The sequence below is a fragment of the Acidobacteriota bacterium genome (genome assembly GCA_028875725.1).
Lineage (GTDB): Bacteria > Acidobacteriota > Thermoanaerobaculia > Multivoradales > Multivoraceae > Multivorans.
Genome location: JAPPCR010000023.1, coordinates 521,382 through 546,575, shown reverse-complemented (window position 1 = coordinate 546,575; position 25,194 = coordinate 521,382). Strand labels below are relative to the sequence as shown.

The window sequence follows — 25,194 nt, the reverse complement described above, 5'->3', positions numbered from 1 at the left end:
GCCTCGCTCGCGGCCGAGATCGACCTCTGCGATCACGACCGGTTCGCCCGCGGGGTGCCGCACGAGTGGAGGCCGACGAACTGCTCTGCGCCGGCGTCGGCCGCGAGATCGTCGCCGCCTTCCTGACGCTCAAGCGCTTCGAACTCGAGCGCTACCACGGCTGGGTGACCGACTGGGAGCGCAACGAGTACCGGATTCAACTCTAGACGTCGAACCGGTGGCGCACGCAGCCAACGCCTCGCTCGCGGCCGAGATCGACCTCTGCGATCACGACCGGTTCGCCCGCGGGGTGCCGCACGAGTGGTTCGCGAGGCTGCGGGAGGAGGCGCCGGTGTACTGGCAGCCGGAGCCGAAGGGGCCGGGCTTCTGGTCGATCACGCGTCACGAGGACGTCGTGCGGGTCTCGAAGGACCCGAAGCGCTTCTCGTCCGAAGTCGGCGGCACCTCGCTCGAGGACCTGGAGCCGGAGCACGTCGAGGCCCGCAAGTCGATGATCGACATGGATCCGCCGCGCCACTACAAGCTGCGTTCGCTGATCAGCAAGCGTTTCCTGCCGCGGGCGCTTACGGCCTTCTCGGACCACATCCGGCAACTGTTTCGGGGCATCCTGGAGGCCGCGATCGCCCGGGGCGACTTCGACTTCGTCGACGACGTGGCGGTCGAGCTGCCGATGCGGGTGTTCGCGGAGATGCTGGGCGCGCCCCAGGAGGACCGGCGGTTGATCGTCGACATCGGCAACCGCATCCTCGGCGCGACCGACCCGGAGTACGTCGACGACTACGAGACGGAGCGGGAGCGCTTCAAGCACCTGCCGTTCTCGAGCCCGGCGAGCCTCGAGATGTTCGAGTACGGCCGCAAGCTGGCCGCCCAGCGCCGCGCCGAACCGCGCGACGACATCGTGACCGACCTGGTGTTCGCCGAAGTCGACGGCGAGCCGCTCACGCCGCACGAGTTCGACCTGTACTTCCTGCTGCTGGCGGCGGCGGGCAACGAGACGACGCGCCACTCGCTGTCGGGCGGCATGTGCGAACTGCTGCGCCACCCGGACCAGGCGGAGCGCATCGTCGCCGGCGACGAGGACCTGGCTGTGACCGCCGCCGACGAGGTGCTGCGGATGGTGACGGCGGTCCACCACTTCCGCCGCACGGCCACCGAGGACGTCGAGATGCGCGGCGAGGTCATCCGCGCCGGCGACAAGGTCGCGATGTGGTACACGAGCGCCAACCGGGACGAGGACGTGTTCGAGGAACCCAACCGATTCGACGTCGGCCGCAAGCCGAACCGGCACCTGACCTTCGGCATCGGGCCGCACTTCTGCCTGGGCGCGTACCTGGCGCGGCTCGAGATCAAGATCGCGCTGGAGGAGCTGCGGCCCCATCTCGACCGCCTCGAACTGGTCTCGGAGCCGGAGCGGCTGCGCTCCAACTTCTTCAACGGCATCAAGCACATGGGAGTTCGCTACCGATGAGTGAAGGGGCGGCGAGCAACTCGGGACGCGGACGCAGGCCGCGGATCGGCATCGTCGGCGACGTCCGGGACGCGATCATCGGCCCGTGGGACGAGGTCGTCTCGATGGTCCCGCACGACTACGTCTCGGCGATTGCCGCCGCTGGCGGCGCCCCGGTCATCATCCCGAGCGTCGAGCCGTACGACGAGGAACCCGGGGCCGCGCTCGACGACCTCGACGGGATCGTCTTCATGGGCGGCAAGGACTTCGACGCGCAGATCTACGGCGCGGAACCGCACCCGGAGAACGACGAGCACGACGAGACGCGCGACCGGGTCGAGCTGGCGATCGGCCGCGCCGCGCTCGAACGCCGGATGCCAATCCTGGGGATCTGCCGCGGTTTCCAGCTCCTGAACATCCTCTACGGCGGCGACCTGGAACAGCACCTCGGCGACCGGCTCGACATGAAGCCGCACCGCGACGTCCTGGGCGAGTTCACGCGGCACATGGTGACGATCGAGCCGGGGACCCACCTGGCGGCGGCGATGGAGGCGGGCAGGGAAGACGGCGACGTCGAGATCGCTTCGCACCATCACCAGGGCGCCGGCCGGCTGGGCGAGGGGCTCCGCGTGGCCGCCACCGCGCCGGACGGCGTGATCGAGGCGCTGGAGGATCCCCGGCTTCCGTTCTGCCTCGGCGTGCAGTGGCACCCCGAAGTCACCGCGCCGGAGGACGGCGGCCGGCTGTTCCGCGCCCTCGTCGACTTCTGCTCATCCCATCCATCAACGGCGTGAGGACGAACTGCGATGAGACATGAGCGCCGCGCCGACGATGGCACCTGGTTGCCTCCGATCGATCCGCCGTCGAAGATCATCGGCGTCCACCTGAGCTACCGCTCGCGTTGCGTCGAGTACCAGATGGAGAGCATCCCGGAGGTGCCGTCCTACTTCATGAAGCCCACCTCGTCGCTGAGCGCCCACGAGGCGCCGGTGGCGCGGCCGCGCGGCTGCCGCTTCCTGAACTACGAAGGGGAGTTCGCGGTCGTCATCGGCCGGCGGGCGACCGGCGTGGCGATCGAGGAGGCGCTCGACTACGTGCGCGGCTACACGCTGGTCAACGACTTCGGCATCCACGACTTCCGGCACGCGGACCGCGGCTCGATGCTGCGGGTCAAGGGTCAGGACGGCTTCGGGCCGATGGGCCCGGCCCTGGTCGATGCCGGCGATGTCGACCCGAACGACCTGACGCTGCGCACCCTGGTCAACGGCGAGGTAGTGCAGGAGGGGAGCACGGGCGAAGACCTCCTGTTCTCGTTCGCCTACCAGGTCGCCGACCTGAGCCGGCTGATCACGCTCGAACCCGGCGACGTCATCATGACCGGCACGCCGGCGAACTCGCGGCCGGTCGAGCCGGGCGACGTGGTCGAGGTGCAATGCGACGAGATCGGCACCCTGCGCAACCCGATCGTCGAGCTGGACCGGGACCTGCAGCCGGTCGGCGAGCAGCCCCAGGTGACCGGCAACACGCTGCACGTCGCGCTCTGCGTGCCGGAGGACGAGGCGGAGGTCGTCGCGGCGGCGGAGGCGGCGGCCTCGTGACGGCCGAGCGCGTCGACGTTGAGGGCGTCGCGGTTCCGACCGACCACCTGATCGGCGGCCGCCGGGTCGGCGCCGGCGCCGGCTTCAAGGTCCGCTCGCCGATCGACTGGGACTGGAAGCTGGCCGAGCTGCCCGAGGCGGGGCCGGCGGAGGTGGACGCCGCCGTCGACGCCGCGCGCGGGGCGTTCCCGGACTGGGCGGCGCTGGGACCGGAGGGGCGAGCGCCGTACCTGCTGCGTCTGGCCGCCGGGGTCGAACGGCGGGCCGCCGAGATCGCCCAGGTCGAGACGGTCGACAACGGTTCGCTGCTGGAGGCGATGCGCGAGCGGGTGATTCCGCGCGGCGGGATGAACTTCCGTTTCTTCGCCGAGTACGCGGTGTCGCGTCTGGCGGAGCCGCCGCGCATCCTGCATGGCGGCGAGCGGAACACGGTCCGGCACGACCCGGCCGGCGTTGTCGCCGTGTCGACGCCGTGGAACGCGCCCTTCATGCTGGCGACCTGGCGGGTCGGCCCGGCCCTCGCCGCGGGCAACACCGTCGTCCTCAAGCCGCCGGAGTGGGCGCCGCTGACCTGCTCGCTACTCGGCGACCTGGCCGAGGAAGCGGGGCTGCCGCCGGGAGCGCTCAACATCGTCCACGGCGGGCCGGAGACCGGCGCGCTGCTGACCGGCCACGCCGGCGTCGACCGGATCGCCTTCACCGGATCGCCGGCGACCGCCCGCACGGTGGGCGCCGCGGCCGCGGCGGAACTCACCCCCGTCTCCTTCGAGCTCGGCGGCAAGTCGCCCTTCCTCGTCTTCGCCGACGCCGACCTGGAGGCCGCCGCCCGCACCGCGGCGTACCAGTACGACAACTCGGGCCAGGTCTGCCTGGCCGGCACCCGGCTGCTGGTCGAGCGGAGCTGCCTCGACGCCTTCATGGAGCGGTTCCTCAAGCAAGTCGAGGCGATCCGGGTCGGCGACCCGCGGGACGCTGCGACGACCTACGGCCCGCTGATCCACCCGCGGGCGCTCGCGCGCGTCGAGGCGCATGTCGAGAAGGCGCTGGCCCAGGGCGCGGCGCTCCGCTTCGGCGGCAAGGGCAGCGGCGGGCTCTACTTCCCGCCGACCCTGTTCACCGAGGTGCCGTCCGGCGCCGACATCCTGCGCGAGGAGGTGTTCGGGCCGGTGCTGACCCTGCAGGCGTTCGAGGACGACGAGGAGGCGGTGGCCCTCTCCGAGTCGACCGACTACGGCCTCGCGGCGATGATCTTCACCGGCGACGAGTCCCGCGCGGGCCGGCTCTCGCGCCGGATCAGCGCGGGCACGATCTGGGTGAACTGCTTCTACGTCCGCGACCTCGAGACGCCGTTCGGCGGCACGAAACACTCCGGCATCGGCCGCGAGGGCGGCCGCCATTCGTTCGACTTCTACTGCGACGTGAAGACGGTCTGCGAACGCACTGCCGCGTTCGCGGCTGCCGGGACAGGAGGTGGCTCGTGATCCGCGGCATCCACCACGTCGGCCTCACCGTCACCGATCTCGCCGAGGCCTCGGCGCGCTGGCAGCGGCTGCTCGGCCTCAGCCCGGCCGCGGGCGACGGCGCCCTGCTCCGCTGCGCCTACGAGGACTTCTGCGTCCGCCTGACCGCCGGCGAGCGAGGCTGCGTTGACTACATCGCCTACGAACTCGAAGCCGGCGTGACCCTGGCCGAGGCCGGCGACCGGCTCTCGGGCGCCGGAACGCTCGCCGTGCCGTTCGAGCTGCCGGCCGGCCGGTTCGGGCTCCGCACCGCCGACCCGGACGGCAACGGCGTGGCCGTCGTCGAGCACGTCGCGCCGGACGACCCGCGGCCCGACGTCTGCAAGCACTCGGACGCCCTGCCAGGGTTCCATCCGCGCCGGCTCCAGCACGTGAACTACCTCACCGCCGACACCCCGCGCGCCGTCAAGTGGTACGTCGAGGCCCTCGGCCTGAAGATCACCGACTGGATCGGCGACGACGCCTGCTGGCTCCACGCCGATCGCGAGCACCACGTGCTCGCCTTCCTCGACAAGGGCTACGCCCACATCCACCACGTCGCGTTCGAGCTGACCGACTGGGGCGAGATGCGGGTCGGGCTCGATCACCTGGCGGCCCACCGGCGGCCGATCGTGTGGGGACCCGGCCGCCACGGGATGGCCCGGAACCTGTTCGCCTACTGGCGGATGCCGGAGGAGGACACGTTCATCGAGTTCTTCGCCGACATGGAAGTCCTCGGGCCGAACCACCAGGTCCGGCATTTCCCGGACGACGCCTTCGCCTCGAACACCTGGGGCCAACTGCCCCCACGGTCCTACTTCCGCTTCGACGAAGACGCGATCCGCGCCGAGAGGGAGCAGTCCCAGCAACTGGGCGATCCCCTCTCGTAGCCCGCTTCGTATCGCGGCCGGTCGCTCACGACCTCCTCAGGTAGAGCCTCCCACCCGTCGACACATGCCGCATCCGCCAGTCGGCCTGCGGATTGACGAACGACAGGAGCGTCTGCGGCGCGGTGGCCGCGATCGGCTCCGGCAGGGAGACGACGAACGAATGCTCGCCTACCGGGTCGAGCGGAAAGGGCGGCGTCGGGTCGGTCGAGGTCGTGTCGTAGAAGGCGACCTTGGCGCGGGAGCTGACGCTCAGACGGCCGTCGCGCTCAGTGACCGTGTGCTCGGCGGCGACGTCCTCGTAGACGCCGGCGTAGAGCCGCGGATCGATGTCGATGTCGAGCGCCGGGAACCGCTGCGGCGCCAACGGCTCGAAGCCGGAAGCCTTCTTCATCCAGGCGTTCACGAGCTCGAAGGCGACCAGCCCGCCGTGCGCCGAGTTGGTCAGGACGACCATCGCGAAGTCGGACTCCTCGTGCGCCGAGAACCAGGAGAGGATGCCCGGGCCGCCGCCGCCGTGGCCGAAGTCGCCGTTCGGACCGAGCATGAAGCCGAGGCCGAAGGAGCGGACGGCGCCGATCCCCTGGACTGCCGCGGTGCCGGTGCGCATCGCCTTCGAGCTTTCCTCCGAGAGGAGGCGCTCGCCGTTCAGCCCCTCGCCGCCGCGGAGGTGGGCGGTGACGAAGGCGAGCAGGTCGGACGCCGACATCATGGCGGTGGAGCCGGCCGGAGCGAAGCTCAGCGGCAGGAAGGCCTGCGACGTCCTCTGCTGCGTGCCGGTGGCCGGATTGAGGAAGTGGCCGACGGAGGCGCGGTGAAGCAGGGCGTCCTGCGGCTGGACGACGGAGTGCTCCAGGCCGAGACGGCCGAAGATGCGATCCTCGATCAGGTTGTACCAACTGTCCCCGAGCACCCGCTCGGCGAGGTGGCCTGCGACCACCATCGCCGTGTTGCAGTACGAGCAGTCCTCGCCGGGAGCGAACAGTTGACCGAGATCACGGGCGCGTTCGACCGCCTGGCGGATGGCCTCCTGGTCGGGGCCGTGGTCCGGGATCATCTCGCCGTCGATGCCGCTCGTGTGGTTGATGAGCATGCCGACCTTGATCGCCCGGGTCGCCTCCGGATCGGCGACCGCGAAGCCTGGCAGGTACTCGAGCACGGGTGCGTCGAGGTCGACCAGACCCTCGTCGACCAGTTGCATGACTAGGGTCGTGTTCAGGGTTTTCGTGATCGAGCCGATGTGCATCACCGTTTCGGGGGTGACGTCGACGCCGGTGGTCGCGTTCAGGATCCCGGCCGTGGCGGTCTCGATCTCGCCGCGGTGGTAGACGGCCGCGCTCGCGCCGACGACCCGGTGGCGCGCGATCGCCTCTTCGAGGTCGCGCCGCAGATGGGTGGCGCCGGGGCCCTCGTCGGCCGGAGCGCTCTGACCGAAGGCGGTGCGGAGCGGCGGCAGCGCGGCCACGGCGGCCACGGCGGCGCTCCTGGCCAGGAGGTCGCGTCGAGTGGGCTTCATGGGCATGGGAGTCCTACGTCTCGTTGGGTGTCAGCGGATAGTGACAGGTCACTCCCGGAAAACGCCGGAAGTCGTGATCAGCGGTGTGTACTTCGCCTCGGTGGGTCCGGGCGAGCGCAGCGACCTGTGCATCCGTGACGAGGTCGCCGCCGGCGGATCCCGCCTCTGCGAGAAGGTCCACGACATGGCGCACGTGGTCCTCGCCAGGTAGCAGCAGCCTTGTAACGGGGTGGGCGATCCACTCGTTCACCAGGTCGCCGGCTGTGTCGAGTGAGAGCGGCTCCCGGAAGACGCGACGGTTCGTGCTGACCCGCAGGAAGGCGAAGAGAACGGGCTGACAGAGGCCGACCGGTACCGAGCCGCTCAGACAGCCGGCCCACCAAGCGGTCGCGCGTGCGTTGAACGGGCTCGTTGAGTCGACGGAGTACAGGAGGAGGTTCGCGTCGGGGACGATCATTCCGGGGTCACGGCGCCTTCCTTGAGCAGGCGGCGAGTCACCTTGAGAAAATCCCCCGCGTCCAACTCCGCTTCGAGGGAGGAGAGCTTCTCCAGGTCATAGCCGGCCCTGACGCCCATAGGAAAGGTCCGTTGCACGAAGGCCGGCCGCTCTGGATCGCCGGCGACTCCAGCCAAACCCTGCCGGACCGCGTCGTTCAGGGCCTGCTTGAACGTCTGGCCCCGTTGCCGCATCGCTTCGCGCAGCAGGGATTCCGTGTCAGCGTCCAGCGTGACCGTCGTTCGCATGGAGGCATCATGATGTCTTCCTGACTTGCTGTCAAGGCATAGAGAGTTCGCGTTCCGTCGCAGGAGAAACCGGTCCCTCGAGAACGGCCGCCATCGCGTCCAGCAGCGTCTCGAAGAACAGCTCGGCATCGGGCCCGTCGAAGCTGCCGCCGGAAAGCGCGCGCTGAGCGAGCGCCAGCGCCGCCATCCGGTGCATCAGGTCGAACCGCCGGTCTGCCAGCGCCTTGGGGATCCGAAGCTGCGCGCGGATGCGCTTCGCCACCTCGCCCACTCCCGCGCCCGTGTAGCGGATCGCGCCCTCGCGGAGCTCCTCGCCGGGCAGGAACACGAGTTGCCCGACCACCTTCAGGAAGAGCGCGAACTCCGGATCGCGTCGGGCGATCCGCACCGGAGGCATGACCGCCACCTCGCACAGCCGGCGCACGTCCTGAGCCCCGCCGGCTTCATCCAGCTCGTGCAGCATGCGCTCCCGCTCTTCCCCGATCTGCGCGCCGCGCTTGACGTACATGGCGTCGATGAGCCCCTCGCGGCCGCCGAAGTGGTACTGGAGGGCCGATTCGTTGCGCTGGCCCGCTTCGCGCAGGATGGCGCGGGTGGAGGTCGGCCCGACGCCCCGCTCGGCGAACAGCTTCTCGGCGGCGCGCAGGAGCTTCTCTCGCGTGCTAATGACTTCCATCAGAACTAATGATAGACATTAGCAGACGAGGTTCAGAGCGATGAGACCCGGGTTCATCTTCAGCCGACGAAAGAGGGGCCGGGGCCGTGCAGGCCGGCGAGTCTTGGCGGCGACGCTCGCGGCGGTCGCGGCCCTTCAGGCGTCGGCGTCGACGGCAGCGGAATCCGAGGCCCCGGCCACGTCCCGGCCGAACGTCGTCGTCGTGGTCGCGGACGATGTCGGTTTCACGGATCTGGGCGCGTACGGCAGCGAGATTCGCACTCCACACATCGACGCGGTCGCCTCGCGCGGCGTCATCTTCACGAGTTTCCACGCCTCGCCGATGTGCTCGCCGTCGCGGGCCATGCTGCTCACGGGGGTCGACTCGCACCTGACCGACGTGGCCAGCCTGCATGTGGCCACGCCGCTTCGTCATCGCGGCCGACCCGGCTACCGAGGCGAGTTGAGCACGGACGTGCTCACCATCGCCAGCCGGCTGCGCGCCGCCGGCTACCGCACGTACCTGAGCGGCAAGTGGAACCTCGGTCACGCTCCGACCTCGCTGCCCAGCGCGCGCGGGTTCGATCGGACGTTCGCGCTCGACGCCACCGGCGCCGACAACTTCGAGAAGAAGTCCTACCTGCCCATCTACGGGGAGCCCCCCTGGTTCGCCGACGGCGAGCCGACCGACCTGCCGGCCGACTTCTACTCGTCGGAGCACCTCGTGGACAGGCTCGTCGAGTTCATCGACACGGATCGGGTCACCGACGGGGAGCGACAGCCCTTCTTCGCCTACCTCGCCTTTCAGGCGGTCCACCTGCCGGTTCAGGCGCCGCGCGAGTTCATCGAAGGCTACGAGGGCGTGTACGACGAAGGATGGGACGCGCTGCGGAGAGAGCGTCATCGCCGCGCCGTTGAAGCGGGTGTCTTTCCGCCCGGGGCCGACCCGTCGACCACGCCGGAGCAGGCGGACTGGGAGGCTCTCTCGCCCGACGAGAGAGCGTTCGCCGCCAAGAACATGGCGGTCAACGCGGCGATGCTCGAAGCGATGGACCATCACTTCGGGCGGCTGGTCGAGTACCTCGGGAACGAGGGACTCCTGGAGAACACCGTCTTCGTCGTGCTGTCCGACAACGGTCCGGAGGCGGGCGATCCGGCCCAGAGCGGTCAGTTCGAGCGGTGGGCGGAGAGCGTCGGCTACCGCCGCGACCTCGAGACGCTCGGCGAGAAGGGGAGCTACGGCATCATCGGCCCACACTTCGCGCGCGCGGCGGCCGCTCCGCTTGCGTACTACAAGTTCCACGGCGGCGAGGGAGGAATTCGCGTTCCCCTGATCATCGCCGGGCCGGGGGTGGAGGCGCGAGGGATCGCTCCGGCCTTCGCCTTCGTGACGGACCTCGTTCCCACGATTCTCGAGCTCACCGGCGCGGGCGACGCCACTCCGTCCGGCAAGCATCCCATCGACGGCCGCAGCCTGGCCCCGGCGCTGCGCGATCCTTCGGCCCTGATTCATCCGCCGCGGGAGGCGGTCGCCTTCGAGACGGCGGGTCACAGGGGCGTCTTCAAGGGCGACCACAAGCTCGTCCGGGTCGGCGCTCCCGTCGGCGACGGCCGCTGGCGCCTCTTCGATCTGGCGGAGGACCCGGGCGAGACCCGCGACCTGGCCGCGGAACAACCCGAGCGGTTCTCCGAGATGCTGGCGGACTACGAGGCCTACGCCGAGCGCGTGGGAGTGCTCGAGGTGCCTGCCTTCTACTCGCCGACTCGTCAGCTGGCGATCAACTACTTCTACGACCGTGCAAAGGAGACCTTCATGAAGACCAGGGTATGGACCGGAGCAGGGCTGGCCGTCGTCGTTCTGGCGGCCGCCGTCTGGCTGGGATTGCCTAGAGTGCTCGTCGGCCTGGGCCTTCACGCCCACTACGAGATTCCCGCGATCGATCTCGCCGGCCGCCGCGCCCTCATCGTGACCACCAGCCACGACACGCTGGGCGACTCAGGCAAGGCGACCGGCGTCTGGGCGTCGGAGATGACGGTGCCTTACTACGCGTTCGCGGATGCCGGAATGACGGTCGACGTGGCGAGCATCCAGGGCGGTGCCATCCCGGTCGAGCGCCAGTCCGTGCGGTGGCCGGTGGCCACGCCGGAGGACAAGCGCTATCTCCGGGATGCGGAGTTTCGATCCAGGGTCGAGAACTCGTTGGCGATCGCCGACGTCGACGCAGGCGCCTACGACATCGTGTTTCTCGCTGGCGGCTGGGGCGCCGCGTACGACCTCGGCCAGTCGGAAGACCTGGGCAGGAAGGTCAGCGAGGCGTACGCCCGCGAATCGGTGGTCGGCGGCGTGTGCCACGGTCCGTTGGGACTGCTTCAGGCGGTGACTCCGGGCGGAGAACCGCTGGTGCGCGGCCGCCGCGTCTCGGCCGTTTCGGACAAGCAGATCGAGGAACTCGGCATCACCTTCACGCCGATGCACCCGGAGCGTGACCTGCGCGCCGCCGGAGCGCTGTTCGAGAGCGAGACCAGGTTTCGCGACATGCTCGCGAGCCGCGTCGTCGTCGACGGACGCCTGGTCACCGGCCAGAACCAGAACAGCGGCGCCGAAACGGCGCATCGCATGATGGAGGTTCTGCTGGGGTCGCGGCCGGCCTACGCCGAGAAGTAGACCATCACCGCGGCGACGATCAGGACCAGCACTACGGACAGCGTCCGGTCCAGCCGGCGCTTCGCGGGTTCGGACTCGGCAAGAAGCTCGGCGTTGCCTGCCCGGCTCCAGGTCAGGCCGGCGACCCGCTGTTCGGACGGCGGCGGGAACCAGAGGCTGACCGCCACCAGCACGGCCGCGCAGATCAGGAACAGGAAGATCGCGACGTGCATGAAGTTGATGTCGGCGAAGGTGTAGAGGAAGCCGCTCAGGCTGTCCTTGTTGAGTTCCGCCACGAGGCGGCCCATTCCCAGGACGAAGCCGACGGCCAGTGACGCGATCGCGCCCTGGGCGTTGAGCCGCTTCCAGAACAGTCCGAGCAGGAAGACAGCGGTGATGGGCGGGGAGATGTAGCCCTGGACGCTCTGGAGGTACTGGTAGAGCGTGCCCGAGATGTTCTGCATCAACGGGATCCAGAGCAGGCCGAGGCCCACGAGCCCGACGGTGGCCGTCTGTCCGACCAGGACCAGCCGGCGCTCCGAGACGCCGGGGTGGAGCTTCTTGTAGATGTCGATCGTGATCAGCGTCGAGCACGAGTTGAAAACGGAGGAGAGGCTGCTCATCAGGGCCGCCAGCAGACCCGCGACCACCAGTCCCCGGAAGCCGGCCGGCAGCAGTGCGACGACCAGCGCCGGCAGCGCCTGGTCGGAGGAGGCGAGCTCGAGCTTCCCGGACTGCGACAGGCAGTAGGCGATCACGCCGGGCACCACGAAGAGGAACAGCGGCAACTGCTTGAGGAAACCGGCGAGGATCGTGCCGCGCCGGGCGTCGTCGATGCCGCGGGCGGAGAGCGCGCGCTGGACGATGAACTGGTCCGTGCACCAGTACCAGACGGCGATGATCGGCGCGCCGAAGGCGATGCCGGTCCACGGGAAGTCCGGGTCCGACATCGGCTTCCACATGTCGAAGAAGCCGTCGCCGGCGGTCTCGACCATGACGCTCCAGCCGCCGAGTTCGGCCAGACCGAGAATCGTCACCGTGGACGCGCCCACGATCAGGACGACGGCCTGCAGCAGGTCCGTGTAGACGACGGCGCGGAGGCCGCCGAGCACGGTGTAGACGCCGGTGATGACGACGACCACCAGGGCGCCGGTCCAGAAGTTGATCCCCATCAGGGTCTCGAAGACGACGCCACCCGCGTAGATCGTCACCGAGATCTTGGTCAGGACGTAGCCGATGACCGAGATCACCGAGAGGTACCAGCGGGCCGCGGGCGAGTAGCGCCGCTCCAGGAACTCGGGCATCGTGAAGATGCCGCTCTTGACGTAGAACGGCACGAAGAGCCAGCCGAGAATGAGAAGGATGAGCGAGGCCTGGAGCTCGAACTGGCCGAGAACGAGGCCGCTCTCGGCGCCGGTGCCGGCCAGGCCGACGAGATGCTCGGAGCCGATGTTCGAGGCGAAGAGGGAGGCGCCGACGACGAACCAGCCGACGTTGCGGCCGGCGAGGAAGTAGCTCGACGACGTGCGTTCGCCGTGCTGGACGCGCCTGATCGCCCAGAGCGCGATGGCGAAGACGCCGGCGAAGTAGAGGGCGACGACGGTCCAGTCGAGGGTGGTGATCTTCGCCGTCAGCATGGCGTGTTCTCCTCGCTCAGCAAGCCATTCTTCTCGCTCAGCAACCGGCCGTCAGCGCGGTGGGATCGGCGGGGGCGATCGCGATGCGGGAGAAACGAAGCGTGAACGGCCCGTTCGTCGTGATCAGGAAGGGAGTGTCGATCTTGTCCATCTCGGCGCCGGAATCCTGGAAGCAGCGGAGGGGAATCTGCAGAGTGTCCCATGTTCCTTCGGGCACGCCCGCGAAGATGGGCGAGACGAGGAGCCCGCCGGTACACGGGTAGCCGCAGTCCATCCGCATCTGGACTCGCCGGGAGGGCGCCTGCTCCACCAGGAAATCGATCTCGAGAGTCATGCCGGCAGCCGTTTCGGCGCGCAGGTCGATGGGAGCCGACTGCAGGTAGATCTGGGCCTCGTTGCGGCCTCGCCACTGCGCTTTCCTCGCATCTTCCTGGACGTTGCGGTCGACGGCCGAGAGCACGACGCCGGACACTCGGCGGCGGGTCTGGCCGCGGCCGTCCGGGGCGGTAACCCGCCAGTCCGCCTCGTCGCCGAGGTAGAACTGCCACCCTTCCGCCGTCCGTCCTTCGAAGAGAACGAGGTCGGTTGTGCCGCCGGCCGTGGTATCGGTCGTGCGAACCGGCATCGATCCGGCGGGCCGCGTCTCATCCAGGTCGGGGAGGTTCCCCTCGTCGGCGTAGGTCAGGCCGTAGCCGTAGGGGAAGAGCGGGTCGTAGTCCGGGTCGCCAACGTTGAGCACCGTCTGATCCAGGGAGCGTGGCCAGGAGAAGGAGAGCTTGCCCCGGAAGTCGTGGGCGACTCCGCCGTCGGCCGCGCTGAAGATCACGTCGGCCACGCCGCCGCCCTCGGAGCCCGGCAGCCAGGCGGCCACGAAGGCGTCGGAGGCGTTGATCTCCGGGTTCGTCCACAGCGGGCGCCCGGACAGGAAGATCGTGACGACCGGAATGCCGGCGGCCCGAAGCCTCCCCATCAACTCGACGTCGGACTTGTCCGCCGGGCTGTACTCGAGGCCCGTCACATCGCCTTGGCCCTCGGCGTAAGGCGTCTCGCCGGTCACGTAGATGGCGGCGTCCGGTAGTTCGCCGCTGTACGCGCATCCCTGACAGAGGACGGCCCGGCCGCCAGCCGCCTCGACGGTCCGTTCGATGCCGGTCCAGATGGAGGTGGCGCCCGGGAAGTCGTCGTTCGTGTTCTCCGTCCCCTGCCAGGTCAGCGTCCAGCCGCCGCTCTGCCGGCCGATGTCGTCGGCCGCCGGACCCGCGACCAGGACCAGGGATCGAGGGGAGAGAGGCAGAAGGCCGTCGTCGTTCTTCAGCAGGACGAGAGACTCGCGCACCGCCTGCCGGGCCACCTCGCGATGCTCGGGAGCGCCCAGCAGTTCGAAGCGTCCGCCGAGCGCTCGCTCCGACGGCCGGCCGCTGTCGAGCAGGCCGGCTCGGGCCTTCACCCGCAGGATGCGCCGCACCGCGTCGTCGAGCCTCTCCTCGGGAATCTCGCCGGAACGCACCTGGCGGAGCGTGTTCCTGTGGAGCGCCCTCCAGTCTTCCGGGACCATGAACAGATCGAGGCCGGCTCGAAGCGTGTCGGCACAGCTCTCGTTCGTGCAGTTCGGCAACTGACCGTGACCGTTCCAGTCGCCGACGACGAGCCCGTCGAATGCCATCCGGCCCTTGAGCACGTCCGTCAGCAGCTCGTTGTGGCCGTGCATTTTGCGGCCGTGCCAACTGCTGAACGAGGCCATCACCGCCTGCGCGCCGGCATCGAGGGCGGCGACGTAGGGAGCGCCGTGGATGTCGCGGAGCTCCTCTTCGCTGGCCCGCGTGTCTCCCTGATCGTGGCCCTCGAAGGTGCCGCCGTCGCCCAGGAAGTGCTTCGCCGTGGCGATCACCCGCTCTTCGCCCAGGAAGTCCGGGCTGCCGACCGCGCCCTGGAGGCCCTCGACCAGGGCGCGCGCGTACTCGACGACGATCTCGGGGTCTTCCGAGTAGCTCTCGTAGGTGCGGCCCCAGCGATCGTCCCGGGCCACGGCGACGGTCGGCCCGAAGTTCCAGTCCAGGCCGGTGGCGAGCACCTCGCGGGCCGTGATCTCGCCGATGCGGCGGATCAGGTCCGGGTTGCGGGCCGCGCCGAGCCCGATGTTGTGGGGGAAGATCGTGGCGCCGATCACGTTGTTGTGGCCGTGCACCGCGTCCACGCCCCAGATTACCGGAATGCCGACGCCGCCGTCCGAGGTGTCGGTCGAGGCTTCGTGGAACGCGTCGGCCAGCGCCAGCCAGCTCTCCGGCGAGGCGTGCTTGTTCTCGTCGGGAAACGAGCCGCCGCCGTTCAGCACCGAGCCCAGGTCGTACCGCCGCATGTCACGCGGCGTGACCGAGCGGATTTCCGCCTGGATGACCTGGCCGACCTTCTCGCGGAGGGTCATCCGCTCGATCAGAGCGGTCACCCGCGCCTCGAGTTCCGGGTCGACGGGTAGCGGCGAACTCAGCTCAGGCCAGGCGTCGGCCCGAACCTCGGGAGCCGGAGCCTGCTGCCCGGAACCCGGAACGGCGCTGGCGATCGCAAGCCCAAGGCAGACAAACACGGAGCCGACCGACCGAACTGGCACCCGAAGAGGCGTGGCCTGCCCGAGCGCTACAGATCGCCGGCGACTGAGTCTTTGGTTTCGTCTGCCGGGCATCCAAGGCTCCCAAAGCGGAGGCGATAGCGGACACGGCCTGCTGCAAAGGCGAGTCCAGAAGGGACGTGATCGCCGAAGCGCGGCTGCGCTCAGATCTCCAACTCCCCGGGCACTCCGCCTCCTACTTGTCGCCGGATTCCAACGTCCGGGCCAGTCCTCCCGCCCGGACCGGGTCCAATTGCCGGAGGATCCCCAGGTACTCCTTGGCCTCGTCAGACCTGCCTGCCCCAGACAAGACCTTCACTGCGTGAGCCAGATGATCCTCGTCGGGCGTTTCGCTGTCCCTCACGCACGTCAGTGCCGCTTGGCAGCTCTTCTCCAACATCTCCAATGCCTCATACATCAACGAAATGTTGTACCAGTAGGACCTCTCCTCTGGCTCGAACTCTAGAGCCTTCTCTAGGGACGCAAGTCCTTCGCCGAACTCCATCGCGCCATACTGAAGCATGGAAATCTGATTGTATAAGTAGGCGCGCCGGTCTGCCTCGACATCCCGCCTGTCCGCGAGATACCGATCCACCTTCTCTTTGACGAACTCTAGACCGTCCTTCTCGGTGTCCATCGTCACATGGAACTGAACGAAACCCGATATGGCGGCGCAGAACTCGTCCACATCCAGGCCCGTGGCGTCCTCGTTCGCCAGGAGCCTAGTCAGTGTCTCGGCACCGGCGGCAACTCCGTTGATCGCGAGGACGACGGCCGCTTGCAGGGTTCTCGGGTGTCGCGTGGATTCCAGCTGCGGAAGCAATGCTTGCATATCGGCGAGGTTTCCAGAGCGCATGGCTCTGTCGAATCTGCTCAACGGATTCTGGAAGATGTCCTCCGGCTTGCGTTCCGAAGCAGATCTGATCGGCTGTTGGGCCCATTCTCCCGCCAGCAGGCGTCTCTCGAGCCGGTTCACCGCCTCGGCAATTGTGGCAAGGCTGGCACCGGAAGACGTCGAGAACCCAGTTTCCTGAAGCCCCTCAATCGTCCGTTGGAGTTCGAGCACAGTGTCTCGCGTCTGTCGTTCGTTTCCGAACTGGTACTTGATTGTCCGAATTCCGGCGACGTCGAAAGGCAGCTTCTGGGACGCCTCAATCAACTGAATACAGGGACGCCCAGTCTCGTGCCGACGACCGCACTCATAGAATACATTGGGGTTGTGGCCGGTCAAGTCGACGATACATAGCTCGGATTCTCGGACGTGTGCGAGAACGTCGTCAGTTATGTTCCCAGTTCCTGCGATCCTGTCAGCTCTGACGATGCGAAAGCCGAACCTCTCGACAGCCGGCGCGACCAGCAGGTCGAAGAAGTCGTCTGCTGCAGCCCGGATGTCACTGTCTGGCTCGCCGATGGGAGAGATCACGAAGCAGGTGCGATCGGTTGGCATCTTGAAGGGTTCCCGCTAACTGTGGTCTCAGCAGGTGCGTGGCACTCACCGAGATCTGCGTGTGGTCGTTGGATTGAGGGTCCATGGATGGCTTCGTGCACCGCCGAGTGTTCGCCGTCTCGGCAGGGGAGCCCACGAAGTACGAGCCCGAAGACTGTTGTGACGTCCTGTTTCTTGCGCTCGTGAAGTCTAGCAGTCGGCGTCGTCTAGGAGTTGGTTCAGTTGGTCCGCTACTTGACCTCGAGCGGCTCGGCACTGGTCGCCCCACTCCGGGTAGTTCGTGTTGCACGTTACGGTAGAGAGTTCGGCCGAAAGGGCTTGCAACTGGGAGCAGTTGCCGGCAGCACTTGCGAGTTGCCCTCCGACTCTGCCGATCGTTACGAAGTCCGCTGCAGGATAGGGAAGAGGCGGTGGATTCACATTGCCCGGGCCTCCGATGGAACTCGCACTAGCGATACCGGTCGGCCCTTTCTGCGGGGTCGTTCGGGAACGATGTCGGACGACGGTGAGAAGCAGACCGTAGAGTTCACGGTCCGGAACTTCGCGCAACATCTGGTCGATCCGATGCCGGACACTCACCGCGTCCGCAGGATCGAGGTCCGCAACCCAGCGATCAAGAGCGGCTTCGAACTGGGCGGCGTCGCGGGCGTGCGGGAGCAGTGAAACCAAGTGCGACAGCACCCGATCGCTCTCTTCCGCGTAGGTCAGCTCGCGTAGCTCTTCGCGGGCGGTCTCTTGGGCGCCCAGCGGCAACGCAAGGCTGCAAGCGACCACGGTTAGGGCAAGGATCTTCACTGTTTATCTACCTTTCGTTGTGAGAGTTCGTTGGGGCTGACCGCTTCTCGCTAGAACAACAGCTTGAAGCCGACCTGAATCTGCCGAGGATCGCGCGCTGCCTGAGCCTCGCCGAAGTTGTTCGGCAGGGTGTAGCCAGTGATGGTCCTTCTGTCGGACGGGACATCGCTGTCATAGGTGATGCTCGTGGGGTTCATGACCGTGTTGACGCCGACGAAGTTGTCGCGGTTCGTCACGTTGAACATCTCGAACCGGAACTGCCCGGTCACGCGGTCGGTGATGCGGATGTTCTTGGTCAGCGAGAAGTCGACCTGGAAGAAATCCGCGCCCTCGCACACGCCGGGCCGTGTACCGCTCAGCGTTCCGAGTTGCCAGCCGATGAGCGTAAAGGCGTCGGGGTTGATCACCTGCAGCCCGCTGCCGCCGCAGGAAGCGCCGGTGAGCAGCGGTCGCATGTTCTCGGTGTACCCGGTACCGCCGGCTCCGTTGATCCCGGACAGACTGCCGGTCCTCACCGTCAGGGCCTGCCCCGACGAGTACTGGACGATGCCGCCGAACTGCCAGGCGCCGAAGAGCGCCCGGACGAACGCGCTCTGGTTCTCGAGGGTGGGCAGGTTGTGAAGCACGTTGGCGTTGAACACGTGATCCCGATGCAGGCCCGCGTAGCCCCAGTCGAGATCGGGGTTCTCGCGGTCCGTGACCTGGCCGGCGAATGGGCCCGCGCCCGCGTCGTTCAGCGGGTCGTTGGCCTTGAAGCTCGAGAGCGTGTACGAGGCCTGGAACTGCGAGCCGTTGCCGTACCGCTGCACGTACTGCATCTGGAGGCCGTCGTACTCGGAGGCGCCGTTCGTTTCCCAGAACAGGATGCCGCTGTCGCCGAAGACCGAGAACGGTCGCAGGGCACCGCGTGCGCCGGCGCCGCCGTCGTCCGCCGGGGCGGTGACGTACTCGAGCCGGTCCGGGATGCCGTTGCCGTTGTTGTCGCCGGAGGCCACCTGGTTGATGTCGGAGCGCCGCATGATGTGGCGCCCGCGGGTGCCGACGTAGGCGATCTCGATCGTGCTGCTGCGACCGAGACGTTGTTCCCAGGCCACGTTGAACTGCAGGTTGTACGGCGTCACGAAGCCGGGGTCGATCGCTCTCGATGGCCCTCCGACGCCGCAGCCGACGCATGGCTCCGGCACCTCGTCAAGCTTGCGGATGCCGTTCAGGCGATTGACGAAGGGCGGGTTCCCGGCGAACTCGAGCTGGATGTTCACGCGGTCGCGCTGAAAGAACTGGCCGAAACCGGTCCGGACCACGCTCCTGCCGTTGCCGAAGATGTCGTAGGCCAGGCCGAGGCGCGGCGCGAAGTTGTCCGTGTCGCTGTCCACCAGCCCGCGGCCCGGTCCGGTCGAGCCGCCCAGGAAGCCCGCGTCGCCACAGGGATCGGTTCCGGGCACCTGGATCAGGCCGTTGCAGGGGTCGTTGCCCAAGGCGGGATCGAACTGATTCGGATCGAACGCCGTGATCAGGTCGTCACTGGCGTAGGGCCACTTGTAGTTCGAGTAGCGGACGCCGTAGTCCAGGTTGAGGCGGGGGTTCACCTGCCAGGAGTCGGCGACGTAGAACTCGATGTCCTCCCAGTTCAACTCCGGCGCCGGCTGGTGCGATGCCTCCGCGTAGCCGAACGTCATGTCCTGGAGCAGGAAGTCGGCCAGGATGTTGCCGGTGTTGGCGCCCCAACCGTTGTGGCCGGTGCTCGGTCCCCAGAACTGAGGCGTCTCGGAAGCCGAACTGCCGCCGATGTACTCCTTCTTCTTGTTCTCGCTGTAGAGGGCGCCCACCTTGAGCCAGTGCTTGCCGAAGACCTGCGAGTAGTCGTCCTTGAGCACCATCAGGTCCTGCTTGTTTTCCCAGGGCGCGATGTTCCACAGCGCGCCGTAGCCGGCGGCGCCCCAGAACACCGGGTGGCTACGGTCCGCGCCGCCCGTCTTCCCGTCCCAGATCGCGGGGATCGCCGCGTTGATCTGGCTGTTCAACCCCGGGTTGGTGCCGCCCCGGTTGAGGCTGATCTCGTTGCCCGAGAGGGAGAAGGTAATCGTGTTGACGCTGTCGTCGCCGATCGCCTGGCTGAGCTGTGCCACCAGGGAGTGGCCGGGCTGGTCCCAGTTCGTGTCGACCGCGGGGTACGGATCGTCGCCCCACAGGCCGTTCGCTTCGCCGGCGTTCGGAGCGCCGTTCACCCAATTGTCACGCGTGTAGCGGAGCATCAAGCGGGTGCGGTCCGTGGCGTCGTAGTCGAGCCGCAGGTTCGCCTGGTCCCAGTCGATCGGCGTGACGACGGCTTCGACCCAGTTGTTGCAACTGCCGGCCCCGGGCGTCACGTTGGGAAGCGGGTAGAGATTCAGCATGCCCTGGCCGCCGGCGTTGATCCGGTCCGAGGGAATCACGTTGCCCGGGAAGGGCTGGCCGGTGGTCGGGTCGGTCGGGATCGCCGGGGTGCACCCGGGGATCGACGGGCCGCTGAAGTCACCCGCGCGTTCGGCCGCGGTGGGAACGAAGCCCGTGCGGGCGATGCCGCGCTCTTCCTCGTTCCACTCGCCGGAGAGGAAGAAGTGGAGCTTGTCCTGCTGGATCGGGCCGCCGAGGGTGAAGCCGTAGTCCTGGCGGTCGAGGGGCTCGGTGTCCAGTCCGGCCTGCTCCAGGAAGTAGTTCGTCTCGTTCCAGGAGTCGTCCCGCATGAACGTGTAGGCGCTGCCGCGGAACTGGTTCGTGCCGCCGCGCGTCACGATGTTGATCTGGCCGCCGGCGGCGCCGCCGAACTCGGGGCTGTAGCTGTTCCGGTGGATCTTGAACTCCTCGATCGCGTCGACCGAGGGGTAGATGAGGATCGTGCGGTTCGAGCCGACGTCGTTGTTGTTCGCGCCGTCGATCGTCCACAGGTTGCCGGTCGTGCCGCTGCCGCTGATCGACAGGTCGACGCCGGCCAGCAGGCCCTTGTTCTTCGTGTCGAAGCCCTCGGGCGAACTCACGCCCGGCTGCAGGAGGGTCAACTGGACGAAGTTGCGCCCGTTGAGCGGCAGCTCGCGGATCTGCTCGCCGGTCATCAGGCCGGAGACCTCGCCGCTCATCGTCTCGACGGGGATGGCCTCGGCTTCGACCGTGATCGTGTCCGAGACGTCGCCCAGTTCGAGCGCCGCGTTCACCTCGCGGACGTCGGCGACGTTCAGTTCGAGGCCGCTGACCACGGAGGACTTGAAGCCGTCGAGCGTGACCGTGACTTCGTAGGCGCCGACCGGCAGGTCGCCGAAGGTGTAGATGCCGGCCGCGTTCGTGAACGTGGTCCGGTTGAGACCGGTTTCGGTCCCCTCCAGGTTCACCGTGGCGCCGGGCAGGGCGTCGCCGTTCGGGTCGGTCACGGTGCCGCGGATGCTGGCCGTGAAGCGCTGCGCCGCGAGGGGCGCCGCCAGCAGCGCGAGGATCAGGATGAGGGAGAGTCTTCGAGCCATGGACATGTGTCCTCCTTGACGGGTAAACCGATTTAGCCGGTAGCCGTAGAAAACGCCCGGCTTTCCTGCCGCTGCAGACGGAAGGGTCGGGCTAAATCGTTTTAGCATGCTAGCCTGAGTCTGCACACGCCGCGTAGGGTTGTCAAGATCCTGTGAAGTGCACCCACTTTTTTGGATCCGGCCGTGAGGAAGATGAGCGCCGCCAGAGGAACCCGCCCCCCACGGGACGAGCCGAACACCGGGAAGCCGATCCGGCTCAAGGACGTTGCGGCCCATCTCGGTCTGTCGCCGACTACCGTTTCCCTGGTGATGAACCGCTCACCGGCGGCCAAGGGGATTCCGCCGGAAACGCAGGAGAGAGTCCGCGCGGCGGCGGAAGAACTCGGCTACCGCCCGAACTTCATCGCCCGGTCGCTTCGGCGTCAGCGGACGTTCGCGGTCGGCGTCCTCCTGCCGGAGATCAGCGAGGGCTACGCCGCCGGCGTCCTCGGCGGTATCGAGGACCAGCTCTTGCAGGAGGGCTACTTCTACCTGGTCGCCGGCCACCACTCGAAGCCCGACCTCTTCGACGATTACCTGCAACTCCTCACGGAGCGCTCGGTCGAAGGGTTGATCCTGGTCAACACGCCGATCGAGAGCGCTCTGGCGCTGCCGGCGGTCGTCGTGGCCGGACACCGCGAACTGGCGGGCGTCACGAACGTCGTCATCGACCACCAGTCCGCCGCGCGACAGGCATTGGCGCATCTCGCCGAACTCGGACACAGGCGAATCGCCTTCTTCAAGGGTCACGCGCACTCCGCGGACACCGAATCGCGGTGGCGGGCGATCGTAGGCGCCTCGGCTGACCTTGGTCTCGAGATCGACCCCCGGTTGACTCTCCAGCTCTCCGGAGAACCGGCCGGGGAGGAGTTCTCGCCGGAGGAGGGCTACCGGGAAGGGCACGTCTTTGGCCGGAAGCTGCTCGAGGTGGGCGCGCCGTTCACCGCGCTCTTCGCCTTCAACGACATTTCGGCGATCGGCGCGATGCGCGCGCTCAGCGAGAGCGGGCTGCGCATTCCCGACGACGTCTCGGTCGTCGGCTTCGACGACATCCTGAGCGCGGCCTTCCAGAACCCCAGCCTGACCACCGTGCGGCAGCCGCTGCACGAGATGGGACGTCGGGCGGCCGCCGAGCTGCTGCGCAAGCTGGGCGCTCCGGGCGAGGAGTCGCCCCCGGCGATCACGATCGAACCGACCCTGGTGGTCCGGGACTCGACCGGCCCGCCGCCGGGCGATGGCTGATTCGAATCGACCAGGGGCCGAGCTCGGCGGCGTCGCGGCGCGGGCGCCGCTCTACGCGGGCTTTCTGCTGACCGGCGTGGCCACGGTGCTCCTCGGTCCTCTGCTTCCCGAGCTGTCTCGCGAGTGGCGCGTCCCGGTGGACGAGCTGGCGCCGCTGTTCGTCGCCCAGTTCCTCGCGAGCGCGTTGGGGTCGCTTCTTTCCAGCTATCGGCAGGGGCTCAGCCTGGTGCTGGGCTACCTGCTGATCGGCGTCGGATTGCTGTCCCTGGCGATCGCCGTCTGGCCGCTCGCCCTGGCGGCGGTGGCCGCCACCGGTCTGGGGCTCGGCCTGGCGATTCCGGCCACGAACCTTCGCGTCGCCCATTCGCAGCCGGCGCGGCGAGGGGCGGCGCTCTCGTCGCTCAATCTGGTGTGGGGGGCCGGCGCGGTCGCCTGCCCGCTGCTGTTCGCGGTTCGTCCGCGCGGAACATCGAGCGACGCGGTGCTCGTCGTCCTGGCCGTCGCCGCGGGGCTCGTTCTGCTGCCGTTGATCCGGGCGTTCGCTGGCGCGGAGGATCGGGCGGGCCTGACGGCGGCCAGCGGTCCAGGCCGGCCGTCCGAGCCGCCGGGCGCAACGGCGGCGCTCGCGGCCATCGCGGCGATCCTGTTTCTCTACGTGGGGATCGAGAACGCCGTCGGCGGGTGGCTGGTCAGCCTCGCCGACCAGTTCCAGCCCGCGCGCACCGCGACGTCGCTGTGGATCGGATCGGGTTTCTGGGCGGCGCTGCTCGCCAGCCGGGCGATCGCGCCTCTGCTGCTGCGCCGGATTTCCGAGCCGGTGCTCTATGGCGCCGGCATCGTGCTGGCCGGCGCCGGCCTGTTCGGTCTGCTGGCCGGCCAGTCGCAGGCGGAGGTGGCGGTGGCGGCCGTCGCGGTCGGTGCCGGTCTGGCCCCCCTCTTTCCGCTGACCGTTTCGTTTCTCGCCGAACTCACCGCCTCCACCCGCTCGCGTTCCACCGGCTGGGTGTTCGCGCTGGCGGGCACCGGCGGAGCGGCTCTGCCCTGGCTGACGGCCCGGATTGCCGGCGGCGCCGACCGCCTGGCGGCCGGCTTCATCGCACCGATGGCGGGTCTGGTCCTCCTGGCCCTGCTGTTCGGCCTGCTGCGCCGCGTGGCCCAACCACAGCCTGTCTGAACGCAAAAAGTAGACTGAAATGATGAGCTTCCGGAGTTCTCCACGGGGACGCCCTGTGCTTGCGATGGTCGGGGGGGTTGCCGCCGCTGTGCCGTTGATTGCCGCTGCCCAGGCGCAGGATGCCGAGCCACCCTCGTTCAGCGAAGTCGTCGACGTTCAGCTCGTCAACGTCGAGGTCTGGGTCAGCGACAACCGCGGCCGTCCCGTCACCGGCCTGGGTCCCGACGACTTCGAAGTGCGCGAGGACGGCGAGCCGGTGACGATCGACTTCTTCAGTGAGGTCACAAATGCCGTGTCCGCCGGAAACGTCGGAGAGCCCGGCGAGCCGGCGCCCGCAGCGGAACCGGCCTCGACGGGCGGGGCGGCCGAACCCGCGCATCTCGTCCTCTACTTCGACGAACTCCATCTCGGCCCTGCCAGCCGCAAGCAGGCGATCGAGGATCTGCGCGCGTTCCTCGACGAGGAGAAGTTCCCCGCGGAACGCGTGCTCATCTTTCGGCAGGACCGCGACCTCGTGACCGAGGCCTACTTCGGCTCCAGCCGCGAGGACCTGGATGCGGCGCTCGAGCGCATCGCGGCCTCGCCGGGAATGGGTGGCCAGTCGCAGCAGGCGAAGCGGCTCGCGATACGGCGGTTGAACCAGCTCTGGCAGGACGCGAGGACGCTCGCTTCCGCGGGCAGCAGCCGCCGGAACTCGGCGCCGGCTCCCTGCGGAACGTTCGTCCGCCAGGCGCTGCCCGAGGTCGAGAACGCCGCCCACATCGGCCGCGACCGGATCGGCGCGACGCTCGATCACCTGACGACGACCGTCCGCTTCCTGGCGGCGCTGCCCGGCGTCAAGACGCTGCTCTACATCAGTGACTCCCTCGAACGGACTCCCGGCAGCGACCTGCGGGACTTCATCACTGGCCTGTGTCCCGCCGGCGACCGGTTCCGCTCCATGTCGCCGGTGGCGGAGCTGTCCACCGGTTTTCACGAGCTCACCCGCCACGCCAACGCGAACCGCGTGACGGTCTACTCGCTCCAGACCAGCGGCCTCCGCTCCACGTTCCTGAGCGCGGCGGAGCAGTCGTCGATCGACTTCCAGGGGGCGAATCCCTTCAACAGTTCGGTTCGTGAAGCCGAACGCGACGGCATGGCCGTTCTCGCCGACGAAACCGGCGGCCGCGCGATCTTCAACCGCAACCAGTTCGGGGACGAGCTCGAACAGATCGCCGGCGAGATGGCGAGTTACTACTCCGTCGCCTACCGACCGCCCCATGGCGGCGACCGCGGCGAACACCAGATCCGGGTGCGGGTGCGGGGCCGGAACGTGCAGGTGCGCCACCGCCGCGGCTATCGCGACAAGAGCTCCGACCAGCGAATGAGCGAGCAGCTCGACGGCGCGCTCTATCTCGGTCTCGTGGAGAATCCGCTCGGCGTGCGGCTGGGCGCTGGCCGCGTTCGCGCCGCCGGCGGCGGCAAGCGGCGACTGCCGCTCCACGTCATGGTGCCGGCCGCGCAAGTCGCCTTCCTGCCGTTCGAGGACAAGGAGATGGCGCGGATTAGGGTGGAGGTCGCCAGTCGCCACGCCCAGACCTCGAAGGTGGTCAGGGACGAGAAGACCTTCCTGGTGGAAGTGCCTCCGGATCGCGACACGCGCCTTCTCGACCTGGTCTTCAACATCGACATTCCGGACGGCCTGAACCTGGTCGCGGTAGGCGTTCGCGACGACGCCACGCGCGAGACCGCGTTCGTCTCGACCACCCTGGCCGTGGGCGAAGGGGCCCGGAACTGA

Annotated in this window: 19 protein-coding genes and 1 pseudogene; 11 read left to right on the top strand and 9 right to left on the bottom strand. The window is 68.3% G+C overall.

Going from position 1 to position 25,194, the window contains the following annotated elements; translation table 11 throughout:
- The first annotated feature begins 65 nt into the window (after window positions 1-65).
- From OXI49_17930 to OXI49_17905, 6 genes are read left to right on the top strand one after another with little or no spacing between them, the layout of a single operon-like run.
- On the top strand, window positions 66-206 hold the full coding sequence (locus OXI49_17930; GenBank protein ID MDE2692377.1) for a hypothetical protein: 141 nt from the start codon (window positions 66-68) through the stop codon (window positions 204-206).
- Between the two features lie 11 nt (window positions 207-217).
- On the top strand, window positions 218-1,468 hold the full coding sequence (locus tag OXI49_17925; protein ID MDE2692376.1) for a cytochrome P450: 1,251 nt from the start codon (window positions 218-220) through the stop codon (window positions 1,466-1,468).
- Window positions 1,465-2,241: a gamma-glutamyl-gamma-aminobutyrate hydrolase family protein gene (locus OXI49_17920; protein MDE2692375.1), complete on the top strand. Its 777-nt coding sequence runs from the start codon at window positions 1,465-1,467 to the stop codon at window positions 2,239-2,241. Before OXI49_17925 ends, OXI49_17920 begins: the two co-directional genes overlap by 4 nt.
- A 12-nt stretch (window positions 2,242-2,253) precedes the next feature.
- On the top strand, window positions 2,254-3,045 hold the full coding sequence (locus OXI49_17915) for a fumarylacetoacetate hydrolase family protein (GenBank protein MDE2692374.1): 792 nt from the start codon (window positions 2,254-2,256) through the stop codon (window positions 3,043-3,045).
- Window positions 3,042-4,526, top strand: coding sequence for an aldehyde dehydrogenase family protein (locus tag OXI49_17910; GenBank protein ID MDE2692373.1), 1,485 nt, complete (start codon window positions 3,042-3,044; stop codon window positions 4,524-4,526). The genes OXI49_17915 and OXI49_17910 overlap by 4 nt, the downstream gene beginning before the upstream one ends.
- On the top strand, window positions 4,523-5,434 hold the full coding sequence (locus tag OXI49_17905; protein MDE2692372.1) for a VOC family protein: 912 nt from the start codon (window positions 4,523-4,525) through the stop codon (window positions 5,432-5,434). The genes OXI49_17910 and OXI49_17905 overlap by 4 nt, the downstream gene beginning before the upstream one ends.
- A 25-nt stretch (window positions 5,435-5,459) precedes the next feature.
- Here OXI49_17905 and OXI49_17900 read toward each other — a convergent pair whose 3' ends face one another.
- The 4 genes from OXI49_17900 to OXI49_17885 are packed head-to-tail and all read right to left on the bottom strand — an operon-like array spanning window position 5,460 to window position 8,367.
- The gene (locus OXI49_17900; protein ID MDE2692371.1) at window positions 5,460-6,947 is read right to left on the bottom strand and encodes a serine hydrolase; all 1,488 of its coding nucleotides are present in this window, start codon (window positions 6,945-6,947) and stop codon (window positions 5,460-5,462) included.
- Window positions 6,948-6,960: 13 nt separating this feature from the next.
- Complete coding sequence (locus OXI49_17895) at window positions 6,961-7,404, bottom strand: PIN domain-containing protein (protein ID MDE2692370.1); 444 nt, start codon at window positions 7,402-7,404, stop codon at window positions 6,961-6,963.
- Window positions 7,401-7,691, bottom strand: coding sequence for an antitoxin (locus tag OXI49_17890; GenBank protein ID MDE2692369.1), 291 nt, complete (start codon window positions 7,689-7,691; stop codon window positions 7,401-7,403). The genes OXI49_17895 and OXI49_17890 overlap by 4 nt, the downstream gene beginning before the upstream one ends.
- A 31-nt stretch (window positions 7,692-7,722) precedes the next feature.
- On the bottom strand, window positions 7,723-8,367 hold the full coding sequence (locus tag OXI49_17885) for a TetR family transcriptional regulator (protein MDE2692368.1): 645 nt from the start codon (window positions 8,365-8,367) through the stop codon (window positions 7,723-7,725).
- A 103-nt stretch (window positions 8,368-8,470) separates the two neighbouring features.
- Between OXI49_17885 and OXI49_17880 the strand changes: the two genes are divergently transcribed.
- Window positions 8,471-11,011, top strand: coding sequence for a sulfatase-like hydrolase/transferase (locus tag OXI49_17880; protein MDE2692367.1), 2,541 nt, complete (start codon window positions 8,471-8,473; stop codon window positions 11,009-11,011).
- Here OXI49_17880 and OXI49_17875 read toward each other — a convergent pair.
- The 4 genes and pseudogenes from OXI49_17875 to OXI49_17860 form a co-directional block, all read right to left on the bottom strand.
- Window positions 10,996-12,627, bottom strand: coding sequence for a sodium:solute symporter (locus tag OXI49_17875; protein ID MDE2692366.1), 1,632 nt, complete (start codon window positions 12,625-12,627; stop codon window positions 10,996-10,998). The two genes, OXI49_17880 and OXI49_17875, sit on opposite strands and share 16 nt — an antisense overlap.
- Before the next feature lie 37 nt (window positions 12,628-12,664).
- Window positions 12,665-13,252, bottom strand: a complete 588-nt coding sequence (locus OXI49_17870) for a putative glycoside hydrolase (protein MDE2692365.1) — start codon at window positions 13,250-13,252, stop codon at window positions 12,665-12,667.
- A 51-nt stretch (window positions 13,253-13,303) separates the two neighbouring features.
- A pseudogene (locus tag OXI49_17865) lies at window positions 13,304-15,076 on the bottom strand (glycoside hydrolase family 3 protein).
- A gap of 349 nt (window positions 15,077-15,425) precedes the next feature.
- Window positions 15,426-16,652 (bottom strand): hypothetical protein, encoded by a 1,227-nt coding sequence (locus OXI49_17860; GenBank protein MDE2692364.1) that lies wholly within the window; start codon window positions 16,650-16,652, stop codon window positions 15,426-15,428.
- Window positions 16,653-17,168: 516 nt separating this feature from the next.
- Between OXI49_17860 and OXI49_17855 the strand changes: the two genes are divergently transcribed.
- Window positions 17,169-17,339, top strand: coding sequence for a hypothetical protein (locus OXI49_17855; protein MDE2692363.1), 171 nt, complete (start codon window positions 17,169-17,171; stop codon window positions 17,337-17,339).
- 182 nt (window positions 17,340-17,521) lie between these two features.
- Here the strand turns inward: OXI49_17855 and OXI49_17850 are convergent, their stop codons facing one another.
- Complete coding sequence (locus OXI49_17850; GenBank protein MDE2692362.1) at window positions 17,522-20,962, bottom strand: carboxypeptidase regulatory-like domain-containing protein; 3,441 nt, start codon at window positions 20,960-20,962, stop codon at window positions 17,522-17,524.
- 192 nt (window positions 20,963-21,154) lie between these two features.
- Here OXI49_17850 and OXI49_17845 point away from each other — a divergent pair, with 192 nt between their 5' ends.
- The 3 genes from OXI49_17845 (at window position 21,155) to OXI49_17835 (ending at window position 25,194) form a co-directional block, all read left to right on the top strand.
- Entirely contained in the window at window positions 21,155-22,243 is a 1,089-nt protein-coding gene (locus OXI49_17845; protein ID MDE2692361.1) for a LacI family DNA-binding transcriptional regulator, read from the top strand.
- Entirely contained in the window at window positions 22,236-23,417 is a 1,182-nt protein-coding gene (locus tag OXI49_17840) for a hypothetical protein (GenBank protein MDE2692360.1), read from the top strand. The genes OXI49_17845 and OXI49_17840 overlap by 8 nt, the downstream gene beginning before the upstream one ends.
- A 94-nt stretch (window positions 23,418-23,511) precedes the next feature.
- The gene (locus OXI49_17835) at window positions 23,512-25,194 is read left to right on the top strand and encodes a VWA domain-containing protein (GenBank protein MDE2692359.1); all 1,683 of its coding nucleotides are present in this window, start codon (window positions 23,512-23,514) and stop codon (window positions 25,192-25,194) included.